16 protein-coding genes and 1 tRNA gene are annotated in these 17,408 nt (G+C 65.7%); 10 read left to right on the plus strand and 7 right to left on the minus strand.

Annotation, left to right across the window (positions count from 1 at the left end; genetic code table 11):
• The first annotated feature begins 2 nt into the window (after nt 1-2).
• A complete protein-coding gene (locus AB9K35_RS08790; protein WP_222455733.1) occupies nt 3-1,100 on the plus strand; it encodes an ABC transporter ATP-binding protein in 1,098 nt (365 codons plus the stop codon).
• A gap of 13 nt (nt 1,101-1,113) precedes the next feature.
• The gene (locus AB9K35_RS08795) at nt 1,114-2,034 is read left to right on the plus strand and encodes a glucokinase (RefSeq protein ID WP_369925397.1); all 921 of its coding nucleotides are present in this window, start codon (nt 1,114-1,116) and stop codon (nt 2,032-2,034) included.
• Between the two features lie 114 nt (nt 2,035-2,148).
• Here AB9K35_RS08795 and AB9K35_RS08800 read toward each other — a convergent pair whose 3' ends face one another.
• From AB9K35_RS08800 to AB9K35_RS08825, 6 genes are all read right to left on the minus strand, one after another.
• Nucleotides 2,149-2,793 carry a DUF3726 domain-containing protein gene (locus AB9K35_RS08800; protein ID WP_369925399.1) on the minus strand — a complete coding sequence of 215 codons (645 nt, stop codon included), beginning with the start codon at nt 2,791-2,793 and terminating at the stop codon, nt 2,149-2,151.
• Entirely contained in the window at nt 2,790-4,493 is a 1,704-nt protein-coding gene (locus AB9K35_RS08805; RefSeq protein ID WP_369925401.1) for a hypothetical protein, read from the minus strand. The genes AB9K35_RS08800 and AB9K35_RS08805 overlap by 4 nt, the downstream gene beginning before the upstream one ends.
• 71 nt (nt 4,494-4,564) lie before the next feature.
• Nucleotides 4,565-6,124: a BCCT family transporter gene (locus AB9K35_RS08810; protein WP_369925403.1), complete on the minus strand. Its 1,560-nt coding sequence runs from the start codon at nt 6,122-6,124 to the stop codon at nt 4,565-4,567.
• Between the two features lie 48 nt (nt 6,125-6,172).
• On the minus strand, nt 6,173-7,180 hold the full coding sequence (locus tag AB9K35_RS08815; protein WP_369925404.1) for a membrane dipeptidase: 1,008 nt from the start codon (nt 7,178-7,180) through the stop codon (nt 6,173-6,175).
• Nucleotides 7,177-8,646 carry an aldehyde dehydrogenase family protein gene (locus AB9K35_RS08820; RefSeq protein ID WP_222455727.1) on the minus strand — a complete coding sequence of 490 codons (1,470 nt, stop codon included), beginning with the start codon at nt 8,644-8,646 and terminating at the stop codon, nt 7,177-7,179. Before AB9K35_RS08820 ends, AB9K35_RS08815 begins: the two co-directional genes overlap by 4 nt.
• Before the next feature lie 112 nt (nt 8,647-8,758).
• Nucleotides 8,759-9,643: a LysR family transcriptional regulator gene (locus AB9K35_RS08825; protein ID WP_369925406.1), complete on the minus strand. Its 885-nt coding sequence runs from the start codon at nt 9,641-9,643 to the stop codon at nt 8,759-8,761.
• A gap of 100 nt (nt 9,644-9,743) precedes the next feature.
• On the opposite strand from AB9K35_RS08825, the gene AB9K35_RS08830 reads away from it, so the two are divergent.
• Nucleotides 9,744-10,100, plus strand: a complete 357-nt coding sequence (locus AB9K35_RS08830) for a RidA family protein (protein ID WP_369925407.1) — start codon at nt 9,744-9,746, stop codon at nt 10,098-10,100.
• A 339-nt stretch (nt 10,101-10,439) separates the two neighbouring features.
• Here the strand turns inward: AB9K35_RS08830 and AB9K35_RS08835 are convergent.
• Nucleotides 10,440-10,529 (minus strand) — tRNA-Ser (locus AB9K35_RS08835).
• 300 nt (nt 10,530-10,829) lie between these two features.
• On the opposite strand from AB9K35_RS08835, the gene AB9K35_RS08840 reads away from it, so the two are divergent.
• The 7 genes from AB9K35_RS08840 to AB9K35_RS08870 all read left to right on the plus strand — a co-directional run bounded on the left by AB9K35_RS08840 (nt 10,830) and on the right by AB9K35_RS08870 (nt 17,349).
• Nucleotides 10,830-11,735: an SPOR domain-containing protein gene (locus tag AB9K35_RS08840; protein WP_369925409.1), complete on the plus strand. Its 906-nt coding sequence runs from the start codon at nt 10,830-10,832 to the stop codon at nt 11,733-11,735.
• Nucleotides 11,736-11,742: 7 nt separating this feature from the next.
• Nucleotides 11,743-12,933 (plus strand): D-alanyl-D-alanine carboxypeptidase family protein, encoded by a 1,191-nt coding sequence (locus AB9K35_RS08845; RefSeq protein ID WP_369925568.1) that lies wholly within the window; start codon nt 11,743-11,745, stop codon nt 12,931-12,933.
• Nucleotides 12,930-13,568 (plus strand): dTMP kinase, encoded by a 639-nt coding sequence (gene tmk, locus AB9K35_RS08850; RefSeq protein ID WP_369925411.1) that lies wholly within the window; start codon nt 12,930-12,932, stop codon nt 13,566-13,568. The genes AB9K35_RS08845 and tmk overlap by 4 nt, the downstream gene beginning before the upstream one ends.
• Entirely contained in the window at nt 13,565-14,683 is a 1,119-nt protein-coding gene (locus AB9K35_RS08855; protein ID WP_369925413.1) for a DNA polymerase III subunit delta', read from the plus strand. Before tmk ends, AB9K35_RS08855 begins: the two co-directional genes overlap by 4 nt.
• Nucleotides 14,684-14,724: 41 nt before the next feature.
• Nucleotides 14,725-15,534: a TatD family hydrolase gene (locus AB9K35_RS08860; RefSeq protein ID WP_222455125.1), complete on the plus strand. Its 810-nt coding sequence runs from the start codon at nt 14,725-14,727 to the stop codon at nt 15,532-15,534.
• On the plus strand, nt 15,534-16,331 hold the full coding sequence (locus AB9K35_RS08865; protein ID WP_369925415.1) for an MBL fold metallo-hydrolase: 798 nt from the start codon (nt 15,534-15,536) through the stop codon (nt 16,329-16,331). The genes AB9K35_RS08860 and AB9K35_RS08865 overlap by 1 nt, the downstream gene beginning before the upstream one ends.
• An 85-nt stretch (nt 16,332-16,416) precedes the next feature.
• Nucleotides 16,417-17,349: an AEC family transporter gene (locus AB9K35_RS08870; protein WP_369925417.1), complete on the plus strand. Its 933-nt coding sequence runs from the start codon at nt 16,417-16,419 to the stop codon at nt 17,347-17,349.
• Nucleotides 17,350-17,408: the final 59 nt, after the last annotated feature.

A 17,408-nucleotide genomic window follows, 5' to 3' on the forward strand; every position in this document is an offset into this window, starting at 1 on the left:
CCATGGCACCGATCCTGGATATCAAGAACCTCTACAAGAACTACGGCTCTGTCGAGATCCTCAAGGACATCAACGTCTCGATCGAACAGGGCGACTTCCTGGTCCTTGTCGGACCGTCGGGATGCGGCAAGTCCACGCTGCTGAACTGTATTGCGGGGCTGGAGCCGATCTCGGGCGGCGAGCTGCACATCGCCGGGCGCAACATGACCGATGTCAGCCCCAAGGACCGCGACATCGCAATGGTGTTCCAATCCTATGCGCTCTACCCGACGATGACCGTCGCCAAGAACATCACCTTTGGCATGAAGGTGCGCGGTGTCGATGCGGCGACCCAGCAGGAGAAGCTGCAGAAGGTTGCCCGGCAGCTGCAGATCGAACCGCTGCTGAACCGCCGCCCCGGCCAACTGTCCGGCGGGCAGCGGCAGCGGGTGGCGATGGGGCGCGCGCTGGTGCGCGATCCCAAACTGTTCCTGTTCGACGAGCCGCTCAGCAACCTCGACGCGAAACTCCGGGTCGAGATGCGCACCGAGATCAAGGAGCTGCACCAGCGGCTCGGCGCCTCGATGGTTTATGTCACCCATGACCAGATCGAAGCGATGACCCTGGCCACCAAGATCGTGGTGATGAAAGGCGGCGTGATCCAGCAGATCGGCACCCCGGCCGAGATCTACAACCGTCCCGCCAACCTGTTCGTGGCCGACTTCATGGGCAACCCGGCGATGAACCTGATCCCGGCCAAGGTCAAGTCCGACAGCGAGGCCTCGCGCATCGAGATCGCCCGCCGCGATGGGGCACCGATCGTGCTGACCGATAGGCAGAACCGCAACCTGCCGGAAGACGTCATCATCGGCGTGCGCCCCGAGGATATCGCCGAGCCGGGCCATCGCAACGGGTCGGTGACACAAGAAGCCGAGTGCATGGTCGATATCGTCGAACCGGCAGGCGCCGACACCTATGTGGTGATGCAGATGGGGGGTAAACATGTCACCGCCCGTTTGCACGCCGAGACCTCGGCCGAACCCGGCAAGGCGCAAAGACTGGCGTTTGACCTGGGCAAGGTCTCGTATTTTGCACCGGAAACCGGCCAGCGGTTGAACTGACAGAATGCGGTTAGTGGCAGATATCGGCGGAACAAACAGCCGCCTCGCTATCGCGGATGCGGGCCAATTGCGGCCCGGATCCACCCGAAGCTTCCGAAACGAGGATTTCGCGTCGTTTGACGCCGTGGTGGATGCCTATCTCACGGCGGACGATGGCCCGGCACCGGAGGAGTTCGTCGTTGCCGTGGCAGGTCCGGTTGACGGCGACACTGCCCGGCTGACCAACCGGAATTGGGAGATATCAGCCCCCCGCCTGGCCGCCCGGCTGGGCGAGGGCCGGGGCAAGATCATCAATGACCTTGTCGCGCTCGGATACTCGGTGCCGCAGCTGCGGCCCGAGGATATGCTCACCGTTGCCAATGGCACCCCGGAAAACGCCAGCCCCCGCCAATCCCTCGTTGTGGGGATCGGCACCGGCTTCAACGTCAGCCCGGTCGTAGAGCAGGGTGACACCCTCCTGTGCCTGCGGGCAGAGTTCGGACACACGGCCCTGCCTGCATCCATTGCCAAGGCGATGGATGCGAGACAAGCGGGACTGTCGGAATCCTTTCCGACGGTCGAACATTGTTTTTCGGGCCGTGGGTTTTCCGAAGTCTGCCGACAGGTCACAGGCCGCACCGCATCCGCCCCGGAAGCGTTCATGCGCCTGTGCGACGAGGGAGACCCCGCGATCTCCGACGCGGTAGGCTTCTATGCCGAGTTGATGGGCCGGCTAAACCGAGAGTTGATGCTGACCTATCTGCCGACAAATGGCGTCTATTTTGCCGGCAGCGTCGCCCGTTCGATCCTGACGCGGGCCTTTTGCACCCGGTTCCGGGATATCACCGCACGGGCCTACCCGGTCGCGACCCATGCGACCACACCGGCCTTTGTCATCACGGCCGACACGGCGGCCTTGCACGGTTGCGCCCAGGTGCCGCTCGGCCGGGATTAGCAAGAGCGCGGAAGGCGGGATTTCAACCGCTTACGGCTGCCCGCCTGTCAATCCTGCTCGTGCTTCACGGTGTCGGCCAAAGCGTGGCTCTCGGCCATCGCAGCAGCCCCGTCGTCAGTCGTTGTCCTGTCCGGCGCCCGCCCCTGCCCGACTTTCTTCGGTCGCTGGTGCGTAGGTACGCTGCGCAAAGCTCTCGAGAACTTCCATGGTGTCGCACGTGACGTGGCGACCCGCGCCGGTCCAGACCTGTCCGAGCGCCTGCGCGCCAGCCAAGGACAACGCGACAGAACTCACCCTAGCCACGCCCAGCGCCGCCTCCTCGCCACGAACTTTCGGAGCGCCGCCGTCAAGACCGAAGCACATGCCACGCCACTCCAAGATCACGGTCGAGCCAACGGTGCGCGCAGCCTCGGAGGCGAATGGAAGCAGCAGCAATGGCACGGCGACCTCGCCCAGCCGCAACGCCGCCTCCGTCTCCAGGTCCTCGGCGCGATCGCAGATCAAAGTTCCGGCCACGATCGGGCAAAGCGGACCACTGCGGGCGTGCCAGATCCCCTCCGATTGCTGCGGCGCGAGATCGCAATAGGGTTTGCCGTCATTCTGGCAGAGCAACTCGGCCAGCAGCTGCGGTCCGGGAAACCCGTTGGCGCTGAGCCAGCGCACCGCCTTGCCGGTCTCTTCGGCCAGCCCCCAGCTCATGCCGCCGCCCCGCGCCGCCTTGCGGGCGAGCGCCTCGATTTCATTCAGCGAGCAGATCACGCGGGTACCTCCGAAAGGGCAGGATACGTCCACCCGGCGAACTCCATCTCGGCCAGCTCGTGCGGGAAAGGCGCATTGCGGAACATGTTGATACGCACCCACCGGTCGGAGCGCGGATCGAAATGGCAGGCGCCGAAGAACGACAGCTTCGCCCGCAAAAGGTCGATGGGCAGCACGTCGGCGGCGACGGTGTTGTCGCGGATCTCGGCATAGGGATGGCGGGCCGCGATCTGCACCCGCCGCAGGATATGGCGGTGCTCCGGGTGGCGCAGCAGGAAGTCCGCGACACGGGTTGCGTCGGCTTCGCTCTTCAGCGCCTCGTACAGCAGCGTCGCGTCGCGGCCCGGGGCCAAGGGTTGTTCATAGGCCGCAACCGGCTCGGAATACCGGTCGCCCAGACGCGGCTCGAGTTTCTCCGCCGAGATGTACCAGGTGCGCGCCTGCGCTTCGGGGCTCTGCCAGTCGATCCCCAGCGCCCAAGCGTAGTCCTCCTCGAGAATGCTGCGCAAGCGTGCCACGGTCATACCGCCTTCGATGCGAAAACCGGCGTTCTCATCCGCACTCATCTGCATTGGCAGATCGTCGATCAGCGCACCATAGGGTTCCATCATCAGCGACACGAGGAGCTCCTGCCCTTCAATGCTCAGCGCGGTCTCGGCCCACTGGTACAGGCGATCCCACGGATATGCCTCCACCAGCGCGCCTCCTTCGACATGGCCGTTCAGCCGGGCCAGATCGGTCTTCAGCTCGGCGATCCTGCCGCTTTGGATCGGGTGTTCGGACTGCCACTCGTCAATGGTGCGGCGTCCCCGGCGCAGCAAGGTGCGGAAGGCCTCGATCTCGTCGGAGGTGGCAGCCGCCACCCCGCGGACCCGCGCCAGCCCGGTTTCCCGCGCCGCGATCCAGTTGTTGAGCAGGATCGGGTGGTTGAGCAGAAACGGCGCCATGCCAAGCCCGGTGGAGTTGCCGATGCCGAAACGGCGGCGCAGCTTTGGCTCCAGCGTGACCGCACGCCCGCCACCTTTGACGGCGGCGAGATGTTCCACGAGGTCCAGCACGAACCCCCGGATCAGAAATACGGTCAGCATCTCGGCCTGAAACGGGGCCGCGAACTCGGGACGGTCGCAGATGCTTTCCCGGTCTGCCGCGCCGAGCTTGCCCGAGCCGTAAACCGCGGTGGTGCGCATCAAGTAGCCGACGGCATCAACCAGCGCGGTGTCGGGCTGTTCGCCGCGGCTCAGGCAGTCCACCACATGGTCAAACATCCGCACCGATCTGTTGGCCCGCGACACGGTCAGTTCGCTGGAGGTGACACGCCCGGCTTCCTGCAGGGGTACATTGCGCGACAGCCGCTCGATATCCGCCGCGGTGGGCAGCCCGTCGAACAGGGTGAACGTCGTATCCCACGCGGTGGCGATGACCCGGTCCGAGCGCAGCTCGGGAGCGAGATCATGGGCAAAGGCCACGAGGCTGTAGCTGCGCTCGGGTCCATGCATGGTGTAGACCGCATACCCCACGCCCTTGGCGTCGATCTCAAAGGCGCGCCGCTCGAAGCGCCAGTTCTCGGATTTCAAACGCCGCAGCAGCACCCGCATGAAGGACAGCCGCGACTGGTGGAACGACCCCATCCGTGCCAGGCGCATCACCGTCTCCGGGCGGCGCAGCGCGACGCGATCTGGGCTCAGCTGGTCAAGTTTCATCACACGCCTCCTCTTTGCATGTTACCACGTATCGGTGCGGGCGACCCGTCCTGGGTCGCCCGGCGACCGGATCAGCCGCGTTCGCGACCCTTGGCAAGGGTGATCCTGACCGCGTCCCACAGCGAGGGCAGCAGCACCAGCGACACCGGCACGGCGGTCACCACGATGAAGCTCTGCAGCTTGCCAACGCCGCCCGAGCCGAGCGAGATCAGGATGATGGCCATCAAGCCCATGCCGATGCCCCAGAACACCCGCACCGGCAGCGAGGAGCGGTCCTGGTCGGACATGGCAACCGAGATCACGTAGGTCATCGAGTCGCCCGTGGTGGCCACGAAGATCGTCGTCAGCACCAGGAACAGCAGCGAGACGACAAACCCCATCGGCAGCTGCTGGGTGATCGCCAGCAATGCGGCGGGCAGGTTGAAGCCCTCGAAGGCCGTCGAGACGGAGCCGGTTTCGGCCAGCTCGAAGGCGATGCCAGAGCCACCGATGATGGTGAACCAGAAGGTGGTGATCACCGGCGCCACCAGCGACAGCATGATCACGATGGAGCGGATCGAGCGACCGCGCGAGATCCGGGCGATGAACATCGCCATCAGCGGCCCGTAGCCCATGAACCAGCCCCAGAAGAACACCGTCCACCAGCCCAGCCAGCCCGGCTCGCCGAACAGCCCGGCATCGCCGCGGTAGAGCGCCATGCCGAAGAAGCTGCCGATATAGTCGGCAAAGCCGGCAAAGTAGCTTTTGAAGATGAAGGCGGTCGGCCCGAAGACCAGCATGAACAGCAGCAGCCCGCCTGCAAGGATCACGTTGATCTTGCTCAGAAGCTGGATGCCGCGGGTCAGGCCGGAGACTGCCGACAGGGTGTAGAGCACGACCAGCCCGGCGATCACGGTCGCCTGTGTCGCAAAGCTGTCGGTGATGCCGAACAGCGCGTTCAGCCCGTAGCTGACCTGAAGACCAAGGAAGCCGATCGGGCCGACGGTCCCCGCGACCACCGCGATGATGCAGGAGGCGTCGGCGGCAAGCCCGATCGGGCCGCGGATCGCCCGGTCACCGAACAGCGGGTAGAGCAGCGTGCGCGGTGCCAGCGGCAGCCCCTTTTCATAGTGGTAATGCATCAGCATCACGGTCGAGAGCGCGCCGAGGATTGCCCAGGCCAGAAAACCCCAATGCATGAAGCTCTGCGCCAGTGCCGGGGCCACGGTCTCGGCCGTGCCTGCCTCGGTGCCGAAGAACGGCGGCGGGGACAGGAAATGCGCCATCGGCTCGCCCGCGGCCCAGAACACGCCGCCGCCGGCCAGCAGCGTGCACATGATCATCGAGCCCCACTGGAACACCGAGAATTCGGGCCGCGCGAGACCGCCCATGAGCGCCCGCCCGCCGGGCAGCACGATCAGGATAAGACCGATCAGGAAAGTCGCCAGCAGCAGCTGCTGCCAGTAGAGGCCGAAATACTTGGCCGAGAAGGCAAAGCTCGCGTCCACGATCGACGACAGAAGCGCGAGGTCGAAAAGCGCGATCAGGCAGAAGATGGCGATAAAGCCGCCGGTGATCGCGAAAAGCGGCCTGTTGATATGGCCGGAGCCGGGCGTTGCCGCCGCAGCCGGGGTCTGGGTTTGGTCCGTCATTCCATCCTCCCTGAAGGAATTTCGCAGGTCTGTTGTGTTCGGGTGGCGCTACTCGGCCACCGCCCTCAGCCCCGCCTCCCCAGCGGCGCCGAAGCTTTCGTCAAAGAAGCGCAGCCAGTTCTCGCCCATGATCGCGGCCACCTCCGCCGCGTCGAAGCCCACGGCCCGCAGCCCCGCCTCGATGTTGGAGAAGTGCCGGTTGTCCTCGAACCAGCTTGGCATGTCGGGGAAACCGGGCGCGGCGGCCGAGCCCTCGCCGTAATCGACCCGCTTGGTCCAGCGGCCCATGCGCATCCAGTCGACCACGCTGTCGGGGTGGTCCTGGCACAGGTCGGAGCCGATCCCGAGGCTCTGGGTGCCCGCCACTTCCGCGGTGCGCGCGATCATCTCGCAAAAGCTTTCCAGCGTGCAGGCCGACTTGTCCTTGAGGTGATGCGGATACAGCGAGAATCCGAGCATGCCGCCGGTCTCTGCCAACGCCCGGATGACGGTGTCGCTCTTGTTGCGCAGCGCCGGGGCCCAGGAGGTCGGATTGGCGTGGGTGATGGCGATGGGGCGCGCCGAAAGTTCGACAGCCTCCAGCGTCGAACGCTCGGCGGAATGGCTCATGTCGACCACCAGCCCGACGCGGTTCATCTCCTCGATCACCTCGCGCCCCATCCGGGTGAGTCCCGGATCCTCGGCCTCGTAGCAGCCGGTCGCCAGCAGCGACTGGTTGTTGTAGCTCAGCTGCATGAAGCGCGCGCCGAGCGTGTGGACGATCTCGACCAGGCCGATGTCGTCCTCGATCGGGCTGGGGTTCTGGAAGCCGAAGAAGATCGCGGTGCGCCCCTCGGCCTTGGCGCGGCGCACGTCGTCGCCGGTGCGGCCCTGAAAGATCAGCTCGGGGAATTCCTCGAAGCGGCGGTTCCAGGCCTCGATATTGAGCACGGTTTCCCGGAAGTTTTCATGATAGGCGATGGTGACGTGGACCGCGTCCACGCCGCCTTCGCGCATCTGGCGGAAGATCTTTTCCGACCAGTTGGCATATTGCAGGCAATCGATCCGGTGGCTCACTTCAGATCCTCCGGCGTTCCGGCCGCGATATAGGCGGTCTTGACCGTGGTGTAGAATTCGGCCGCATAGGCGCCCTGCTCACGCGGTCCGTAAGAGGAATTCCCCCGCCCGCCAAAGGGAACGTGATAGTCGGTTCCGGCGGTCGGCAGATTGACCATGACGCAGCCGGTGCGGGCGTTGCGGCGGAAATGGGTGGCCCGCGCAATCGACCGGGTGACGATGCCCGAGGTCAGCCCGAACTCGGTGTCGTTCACCACCTCCAGCGCCTCGGCGTAGGAGCCGACCTTGATGACGCAGGCAATCGGGGCGAACATTTCCTCGCGGTTGATCCGCATGTCATTGGTGGTGCCGGTGAAGACGGCGGGCGACATGTAGTAGCCCTCGGTCGCAAGCTTGAGGCGTTCACCACCGCAGGCCAGCGTTGCGCCTTCGGATTTGCCCAGCTCGATATAGTCGAGGTTGGCCGCCAGCTGCGCCTCGCTCACCACCGGGCCGATCTGCGTGCCCTCCTCCAGCGCGTGGCCGACCTTCAGCGCCTTCGCGCCCGCGATCAGCTTTTCGACGAATTCGTCGTGCACGGCCTCGTGCACCACCAGCCGCGACGAGGCGGTGCATTTCTGCCCCGAACCGCCAAAAGCGCCGCCAAGCGCGAGGCTGACCGCGAGGTCGAGATCAGCGTCATCCATCACCGCCAGCGCGTTTTTCGAGCCCATCTCCATCTGGATCTTGGTAAAGTTCCCAACCGCCGCGCGGGCGATGCCGCGTCCGACCGGCACCGAGCCGGTGAAGGAAATCGCGTCCAGTTCGGGGCTTTCGACCAGTTTCTGACCGATCTCGCTGCCCGCGCCCATGACCAGGTTGAACAGCCCTTCGGGAATGTCCTGGCGGGCGATGATCTCGGTCAGCGCCACGGCCGAGGCCGGGGTGACATTGGCGGGCTTCCAGATCACCGCGTTGCCAAAGGCCAGCGCCGGGGCGATTTTCCAGCTGGCGGTCGCGGTGGGGAAGTTCCACGGGCTGATCACGGCGACAACGCCCACCGGCTCGCGCCGCACGTCGATTTCAACACCCGCGCGCACGCTGTCGGCGGTATCGCCGATCTGGCGCAGGCACTCGGCGGCGTAATAGGTAAAGAACTGCCCGGCGCGGTAGACCTCGCCCTTGCCTTCGGCCAGCGGCTTGCCCTCTTCGCGCGACAGCAGCTCGCCGAGCTCGGCGGCGCGCTCCATCATCTCGGTGCCGATGGCCATCAGGACGTCGTGGCGCCGCTCCGGCCCATAGCCCGCCCAGATCGCCTGCGCCCGCTTCGCCGCCGCCAGGGCGTCGTCGAGCTGGGTGGCGCTGGCCTGCGCATAGCGGCCCACCAGGTCGGACAGGTCCGACGGGTTGCGGTTCTCGATCTCGCCGATCCCGGCAACCCAGGCCCCTGCGATGTAGTTGCGGTTGAGGTCAGTCTTCGCGTTCATGCTGTGTCTCCTGTCTGGACCGGGCGCCCCGGACGTGATCGCCGCCAGTAGGCCAAGATCAGGAGATTCAGTCAAATTCGATTAGATTGAACTTTCTTCAGGAAATCTGAATTTATATATCCCCCCGCAAATCTGATGTCTCGGCTTCCAGAACGCGCAGGAAGGCCCGCGCCGATGGCGGCAGCAGACGGCGCGGCTGCGACACGAGGTAAAGATCCCGCCGCGCCTCGCTTTCGGCGAGCGGAAGGAAAGCAAGACCAGCGTCCTCCTGCGGCACGGCCCGGCGGGGCAGCAGCGTCAGACCAACCCCGCCGCGCACCAATGCCAACAGCGAGGCCGTGTTGGGCACCGACATCAGCGCAGCGTCCCGGATCGCGGCAAAGCCCGGATCCTCGATCAGCCGACACAGCCCGTTGGCAATGAAATCGCGCCCTGCGAGATCACCCCACCCCACAGGTTCCCCCCGCGACGCAAGCGAATCGTCGCGCGCGCAAACAACCCCGAAGGCGTCCGAGAACAGCAACTTGCGTTCGAACCCCGAGGCCACCGTAATGGTGGCGATGCCGATATCGGCCCGCTCGGCCTCCAGTTCGCGCTGCACCGAGCCACTGTCCATGTCGCGCATGTCGATGCGCACCTTCGGATGGTCCCGACGAAAGTGGCGGATCACCGCGGGCAGAATGGCCGTTGCGACAGACGGCGTCACCGCCAGCCTCACCTGGCCTTCTTCCGCACGCGACAGCCCCTCGATCGCAGCGACCGTGCGGCCGAAATGTTCGATCTCACGCCGGGCCTCGCTGTAGATCATCTCGCCCAGCGGCGTGAGACGCGACTTTCGCGCCGTCTCGAACAGCGGCGCGCCGATATGCTCCTCGAATTGCTTGAGCATCATCGAGACCGCCGACGGGGTGCGGCCCAACTCACTGGCGGCCTCGTTCAGGCTGCCCTGCTGCACCACGGCGCAGAAACAGCGCAGCATTTCTATCTTGATGGCCAATTTCAGATCCCCTGAAGTAGAATTAAGGTAATGAACTTTGCCTGAATCATGGGGAGCTGTCTACAAGACCAGCGGACAGCAGAAACAAGGAGCGCCCCGCATGACTGGCACTTTAAGGAAAATCGGCGGCTCGTCCCGCTTTTCGGCAATCGCGATCCACAACGGCCAGGTGCACCTCGCCGGGCAGGTGTCGCAGCTCAAGGACGGCGACATCGAAGTCCAGTCGCGCGACGTCTTCGCCAAGGTCGATGCGCTGCTCGCCGAGGCCGGTACCAGCCGCCAGAACCTGATCTCGGTACAGATCTGGCTCGCCGACATGGACGATTACGCAGGCATGAACGCCGTCTGGGACGAATGGGTCGCCGACACGACACCGCCGACCCGCGTGTGCGTCGAGGCCCGCATGGCGCAGCCGCACTACCGCATCGAGGTTCTGGCCATCGCCGCGGAAGGCTGACGCCCCTCTGGCGGCGGGCGGTGATACAGCTAGAAGCGGCTGCCCGCAGCGATAAAATTCCGAATGCCGACCACCACAGGCCCGGCATTCGGTGCACTGGGTTCAACCCACGACGTATCATTCGCCGCCCACGCCGCGAATGTGGGTTTTCGCGAATACGCGGTCTTCGTAGCGCGCCGACAGGAACCGTCACCGTTGAAGCAATCAGGATCTGGGAATTTCGTCTCTCAGAGACCGCCTTCAGCCACTCTCCCCCCTGCGAAAGCTCAGCCAATACCCTGTAAAAAGAACAGGAAACCGACAGCCAAGGTTCGGGATCAAATCTTCGCGGGGGGCAAGTGGCGGGGAGACAGGGATTCGAACCCTGGGAACGCTCTCACGTTCAACGGTTTTCAAGACCGCCGCATTCGACCACTCTGCCACCTCCCCGGTCCGGTTGCGGTTTAGGCTGCAAAACCGCACGAAGCAAGCGTAAATTGGACCGCCCCTTCGCCACCGCCGCCCTGCGGGCCCTGCACCCCGGCCAATGCCCCCTTGGCCCGTCAAGCCCGCGTTGCGCAGGGCTCCATTCGGGCGGAAACATGCCGGCCTCCGAGCTTTCCCGCATGCGGTGATGCGGTAGGGTTTTCATGGCCGGACACGCAGGCTATCATGCCGCCAAATCAACAAGAAGACCGGACATTCCGGCAGGGGCGCGCTGGCGCTGCGGGCACAGGCAAGGAAGAGAGCATGCAAAACACCATGTCCAATGCAAGGACCGCGCCGCGGATTGCTGCGGTGGCCATTGGCCTGCTGGTTCTGACCGGCTGCGAAGACGGTCCCAAACTGGGCTTTTTGCAAAAGAAACCGGACGGCGCCGCCGCCGTGACCCCGTCCAGCAGCACCCGGCTGGTGGAACGCGACGTCGAAGCGCCCGAAGCCTTTCAGGTCACCGAAGCCGGTCTCTGGGACGGCCGGCCGTCGATCGGAGGGGTCTGGGTGGCACACCCCGACACCAAGGAACCCGAACGCGTGATCATCCGCAACAACGCCAACGGCCAGTTCGTGATCGGCGCGTTGTTCAGGCGGGAGCGCGAGATCCCCGGCCCGCGCCTGCAGGTCTCCTCCGACGCGGCGGCAGCCCTCGGCATGCTGGCCGGAGCTCCGGTCGAGCTGAACGTCACCGCCCTGCGCCGCGAGGAAGTCAGCCCCGGCGACGCGGAGACCGATGCCGACACCGCCACGGACGATACCGATGCCGAGACTGCGAATGCGGCGCAGGCCCTGGCCGCTAGCGCGAGCTCGGACATTGCACAAACGTCGCTGGACCCGATTGCAGGGGCTGCTGAGGCGATCGACGCGGCCGCCCCGGTCGCCAGCGCCGCGCCTGCCGCGCCGCGCCCTGCCCCGCAGCCGTCCGCGCTGGACAAGCCCTACATCCAGATCGGGATCTTCAGCGTCGAAGCCAACGCCAATCGTACCGCGGACATGATGCGCAACGCAGGCATGGTGCCGTCGGTGCGGGAACATTCCACCAATGGCAAAGCCTTCTGGCGGGTTCTGGTCGGTCCGGCCAAAACCAAGGCAGAACGCACCCAGCTGTTGAAAAGCGTAAAGGAAACCGGATTTGCGGATGCCTATGCTGTCTCGAACTAACCTGAACATGGCCCGGACCGGGCGCGGACTGCTGGCGGCCCTGCGGCTTGGACTGGCAACCGGCCTTGCGGTCAGCTTCTCTGCGCTTTCGGCTGCGGCCTTTGATACCAAGGCACGCGCGGCCTATGTGCTGGACGCGGGCACCGATACGGTCTTGCTGGAAAAGAATGCCGATGTGCCACTGCCGCCGGCCTCGATGTCCAAGCTGATGACACTCTACGTCGCCTTCGAGGCGCTGCGCGACGGGCGGTTGTCGCTGGACGAAACCCTGCCGGTCAGCGAACACGCCATGAGCTATGGCGGCTCCACCATGTTCCTCGACACCACCGACCGGGTGCGGGTCGAGGATCTGTTGCGCGGCATCATCGTGCTGTCAGGCAATGACGCCTGCGCGGTGATCGCCGAGGCGCTGAGCCCCGATGGCACCGAGGCCGGTTTTGCCCGCTACATGACCAAACGCGGTCAGGACCTCGGCATGACGGCCTCCACCTTCGCCAATTCCAACGGCTGGCCCGCCGCGGGCCACCGCATGTCGGTGCATGACCTGGCGATCCTGGCCGAACGGCTGATCGAGGACTTCCCGGAATACTACCCGCTGTTTGCCGAAACCTCCTTCGAGTTCGACGGCCGCGCGCCCTCCAACACCCGCAACCGCAACCCGCTGCTGCGGCTCGGCATCGGTGCCGACGGGCTCAAGACCGGCCACACCGAGGAGGCCGGCTATGGCCTCGTCGGCTCGGCCAAACAGGGGGACCGCCGGGTGATTTTCGTCATCACCGGGATGGAGAGCGAACGCGCCCGCGCAGAGGAGGCCGAAGCCCTCGTTAACTGGTCGTTTCGCCAATTCACCAAGAAAACCGTCGCCAAACAGGGCGATCCAATCGCCGAGGCCGAGGTCTGGCGCGGCGCTACAGGATCGGTAGGGCTGGTACCCGCAAACGATCTCGAGATCCTGCTGCCCTCGCTGACAGCGGACACCATCGAAGGCGAAGTGGTCTACAGCGGCCCGATCGAAGCGCCCGTGAAGCAGGGGCAGCGGCTTGCCGAGCTGGTGCTGCAACCCGAGGAGCTGCCGGAGGTGCACCTGCCGCTGGTTGCGGCCAATGACGTCCCGCGCGGCGGCTTCGTGGTGCAGGTCCGCACCGCGGCGCAGGTCTTGATCAAGCGCTTCCTGAACGGCCCCGAGGGGGCGCTGTGACACCCGCCAGAGGCGCGTGTGGCCTGTTCATCACCTTTGAGGGCATCGACGGCTCCGGCAAGTCGACCCAGTGCCGCCTGTTGGCCGACGCGTTGCGCGATGCGGGCCGCGAGGTGGTGCTGACCCGCGAACCCGGCGGCTCGCCGGGGGCCGAGCAAATCCGCCGTCTGGTGCTGGAGGGCGACCCCGACCGCTGGTCGGCAGAGACCGAGCTGCTGCTGTTCATGGCGGCACGGCGCGATCACCTCGAGCGGACAATCGAACCCGCGCTGGCTGCGGGCAAGGTGGTGATCTGCGACCGCTTCGCGGACAGCACCAGGATGTATCAGGGGCTGTCGCGCGGCGATCTGCGCGCCGCGGTGGACCAGATGCACAAGTTGATGATCGGCCGCGAGCCGGACCTCACGCTGCTGATCGACATGGACCCCTCCGTCGGCCTCGCCCGTGCCAAGGGGCGTCAGGGCAAGGAAGAACGCTTCGAGGATTTCGGCGTCGAGCTGCAGGAGAAGATGCGGGCGGGTTTCCTGGCGCTGGCGCAGGAGTTCAGCAACCGTTTCCGGATCATCGACGGCGCCCGTCCGGTCGATGCGGTAGCCGCCGAGGTGCGCAAACATGTCGACGAGGTTCTGGCATGAGCGATGAAGACGCGCTGCCACGCGCCGACCAGGCCGAAGGCGCACCGCACCCACGCGAAACCCTGCGGCTGATCGGACAGCAGTCGGCCGAGCAGGATTTCCTCACCGCCTATACCTCCGATCGCCTGCACCACGGCTGGCTGCTCACCGGGCCGCAGGGCGTCGGCAAGGCGACCCTCGCCTGGCGCATCGCGCGCTTCCTGCTGGCCACGCCACCCGCCGAAGACGGGCTGTTCGGCGCGCCGCCCCCACCGCAAAGCCTCGATATTGATCCCGACCACCCGGTCGCCCATCGCATTCAGGCTCTGGCAGAGCCGGGCCTTGCGTCGATCACCCGCTCCTACGACGACAAGGGCAAACTGCGCAGCCAGATCGTGGTGGACGACATCCGCAAGCTGAACCGCTTCTTCGGCCTGTCCGCCACCGACGGCGGACGGCGCGTGGTGATCGTCGACGCCGCCGACGACATGAACGTAAGCGCCGCCAACGCGCTGCTGAAAATGCTCGAGGAGCCGCCCGCCCGCACCACGCTGCTGCTGATCTCGCATCAGCCCTCCCGGCTGTTGCCGACCATCCGCTCCCGCTGCCGCACGCTGCGGCTCGGGCCGCTGTCAGCCAGTGACATGCAGGACGCGCTCGCCCAGTCCGAGGTGGCGCTGCCGGAGAACATGGACCATCTCGCGGCCCTGGCCGGTGGTTCTGTCGGCGCGGCACTGAGGCTGATCAATCTGGGCGGGCTCAAGATCTATGCCGAGCTGGTGCAGATCCTTGCCTCCCTGCCCCGGCTCGACCGCCAGCGCGCCATGGCCCTGGCCGAGGCCGCCGCCCAGCGCGGTGCCGCGGAACGGTTCGAGCTGCTGTTGTCGCTGACCGAAATGGCGCTGGCGCGGCTGGCGCGCACCGGCGCCACCGGCACGCCGCCCGCCCCCGAAGCCGCCCCGCAGGAAGCCGAGATGCTGGCCCGGCTGGCTCCCGATCCGCGCAAGGGCCGCGCCTGGGCGGATCTGGCGGCCGAGGTCACCGCCCGCGCCCGCCACGGCCAGGCGGTGAACCTTGACCCCGCCGCGCTAGTCCTAGATACGGTTTTCAAGATGCAGGAAACCGCGTCGCGCTGAGCGCAGCTGCCCGGCGCGGTCCAAGTTGCGCCAGAGGATTCATGACCGAGACCACCCCCCAGATTACCGACAGCCACTGCCACCTGGACTTCCCCGACTTCGAAGGACGGCTGGACGAGGTGCTGGCCAGCGCTGCCGCGGCCGGTGTGACCCGGATGGTCACGATCTGCACCAAGCTGAAGAACGAACCCACCGTGCGCGCCATCGCCGAGGCCCATGATCCTGTGTTCTATGCCGCGGGCACCCACCCGATGAGCGCCGCCGAAGAACCGCTGGTCACGGTGGAGGAGCTGGTGGCGCTGGCAAAGCACCCGAAATTCGTCGGCATCGGCGAAACCGGGCTGGACTACCATTATACCGCCGACAGCGCCGAGGTGCAGCAACAGTCGCTGCGCACCCATATCGCCGCAGCCCGCGAAACCGGCCTGCCGCTGATCATCCACGCCCGCGCCGCCGATGACGACATGGCCCGTATCCTGACCGAGGAAATGGCCAACGGCGCCTACTCCTGCGTGATGCACTGCTTCTCCTCTTCGGCGGAGCTGGCCCGCGCAGCCCTCGACCTGGGCTTCTACCTGTCGATGTCCGGCATCGCCGCCTTCCCCAAGAGCCAGGAACTGCGCGACATCTTTGCCGCCGCCCCGGTCGAGCGCATCCTGGTGGAAACCGACGCCCCCTACCTGGCCCCGCCGCCGCACCGCGGCAAGCGCAACGAACCGGCCTATACCGCCTTCACCGCCAAGGTCGGCGCCGAGGTCTTTGGCATGGACTATGCGGATTTCGCGGCCCAGACCCAGGCCAACTTCGACCGGTTGTTCTGGAAGGCCGCCCGCTACGAGGCCGCAGCCTGATGGCGGAAATGCGCTTCACCATCCTCGGCTCCGGCTCATCCGGCGGGGTGCCACGCATCGGCGGCCACTGGGGCGATTGCGACCCGGAGAACCCGAAGAACCGCCGCAGCCGCTGCTCGCTGCTGGTGGAGCGCGACGGCCCCGACGGGACCACCTCGGTGCTGATCGACACGTCGCCGGACATGCGCAACCAGCTTCTGGACGCCGGTGTCAGCCGCCTTGACGCGGTGGTCTACACCCATTCCCATGCCGATCACATGAACGGCATCGACGACCTGCGCATGGTCTATTTCAACATGCGCCAGCGCATCCCCGTCTATGCCGACGGCCCCACCCAGAACGACCTGCTGAGCCGCTTTGGCTACGTCTTCGTCCAGCCGGATGGTTCGCCCTACCCGCCGATCCTGGAACTGAAATCCATTGACGGCCCCTTCCAGATCGACGGCCCCGGTGGCGCGATTTCGCTGCGCCCCTTCGAGGTCGAGCACGGCTCCATTGACGCGCTCGGATTCCGCATCGGCGACCTGGCCTATCTTCCGGATGTCTCCGCGATCCCCGATGCCGCGCTGCCCGCGCTGGAAGGGCTGGACGTCTGGATCCTCGACGGTCTGCGCCGCAGTCCGCACCCGACGCATTTCTGCTACGCCGACGCGCTGTCCTGGTTCGAGCGGATGGCCCCGAAGCGCGGCATCATCACCAACATGCATAACGACATGGATTACGCCACGGTCGAAGCCGAAACACCGGACCACATCACCCCGGCCTATGACGGCATGGTGATCCGGCTCCCGCTCTGAAGGGAGACGGATTGGCGGGGGGCTGCCCCCGCGAACATTTTAGCCAAGCCATTGCAGCAAAACATTTCTGCGGAGTACCCTGCCCGTGTTTCAAACCCTGATTGATGTCATCCTGCCGGTTTTTCTGGTCATCGGCGCGGGCTACGTTTCAACACGCAAGGGCTTCTTCACGCAGGGACATATCGACGGCCTGGCCAAGTTCACCCAGAGCTTTGCGATCCCCTGCCTGCTGTTTCGCGCCATCGCCACACTGGATCTGTCCGCAAGCTTTGATCCCCGTCTGCTCGCCAGTTTCTACACCGGTGCCTTCACCTGTTTCATGATCGGCCTCTTCGGCGCCCGCATCCTGTTCAAACGCGACTGGGAAGACTGCGCCGTGATCGGTTTCTGCTGCCTGTTCTCCAACTCGGTTCTGCTGGGGCTGCCGATCACCGAACGCGCCTTCGGAGCCGACAACCTGACCGGCAACTACGCGATCATCGCCTTTCATTCGCCCTTCTGCTACGGCGTCGGCATCACCGTGATGGAGATCCTGCGCAACCGCGGCGCGGGCGGGGTCAAGACCGTTTCCGCGGTGCTCAATGCCATGTTCCGCAACGTGCTGATCCTCGGGATCGCACTGGGGTTCCTGGTGAATTTCTCGGGCTACGCCATTCCGGTGGTGGTGGATGAGGCCCTGTCCCTGGTGATCCGCGCCGCCCTGCCCGGCGCGCTGTTCGCCTTGGGCGGCGTGCTGGTCCAATACCGCCCCGAGGGCGATCTGCGCGCTATCCTTTTTGTCTGCCTCACCTCTCTGATGATCCACCCGGCGATTGTCTGGGCCATGGGGTCTGCGCTGGCGCTGCCGCAGGATCTGTTCCGCTCGGGGGTGCTGAATGCCTCCATGGCCACCGGGTTCAACGGCTATATCTTTGCCAGCATGTACGGACGCGCCAAACGGGTGGCGGCCTCCTCAGTCCTGATCGCAACCGGGGTCAGCATCTTCACCATCTGGTTCTGGTTGTTGCTGCTGACATGACCCGAGCGCGCGCCCTCGGCGCGGGCGGGGACCGCTGTCTCGCTCGCCTCTGCGCTCCG

Source organism: Leisingera sp. XS_AS12, assembly GCF_041224635.1.
Lineage (GTDB): Bacteria > Pseudomonadota > Alphaproteobacteria > Rhodobacterales > Rhodobacteraceae > Leisingera.

What these genes read in the sequence shown, in the direction of transcription:
- AB9K35_RS08865 (WP_369925415.1), top strand. Translation starts at nt 15,534, where the DNA reads ATGGCGGAAATGCGCTTCACCATCCTCGGCTCCGGCTCATCCGGCGGG.
- AB9K35_RS08820 (WP_222455727.1), bottom strand. Translation starts at nt 8,646, where the DNA reads ATGAACGCGAAGACTGACCTCAACCGCAACTACATCGCAGGGGCCTGG.
- AB9K35_RS08810 (WP_369925403.1), bottom strand. Translation starts at nt 6,124, where the DNA reads ATGACGGACCAAACCCAGACCCCGGCTGCGGCGGCAACGCCCGGCTCC.
- AB9K35_RS08805 (WP_369925401.1), bottom strand. Translation starts at nt 4,493, where the DNA reads ATGAAACTTGACCAGCTGAGCCCAGATCGCGTCGCGCTGCGCCGCCCG.
- AB9K35_RS08855 (WP_369925413.1), top strand. Translation starts at nt 13,565, where the DNA reads ATGAGCGATGAAGACGCGCTGCCACGCGCCGACCAGGCCGAAGGCGCA.
- AB9K35_RS08860 (WP_222455125.1), top strand. Translation starts at nt 14,725, where the DNA reads ATGACCGAGACCACCCCCCAGATTACCGACAGCCACTGCCACCTGGAC.
- AB9K35_RS08845 (WP_369925568.1), top strand. Translation starts at nt 11,743, where the DNA reads ATGGCCCGGACCGGGCGCGGACTGCTGGCGGCCCTGCGGCTTGGACTG.
- AB9K35_RS08830 (WP_369925407.1), top strand. Translation starts at nt 9,744, where the DNA reads ATGACTGGCACTTTAAGGAAAATCGGCGGCTCGTCCCGCTTTTCGGCA.
- AB9K35_RS08790 (WP_222455733.1), top strand. Translation starts at nt 3, where the DNA reads ATGGCACCGATCCTGGATATCAAGAACCTCTACAAGAACTACGGCTCT.
- AB9K35_RS08840 (WP_369925409.1), top strand. Translation starts at nt 10,830, where the DNA reads ATGCAAAACACCATGTCCAATGCAAGGACCGCGCCGCGGATTGCTGCG.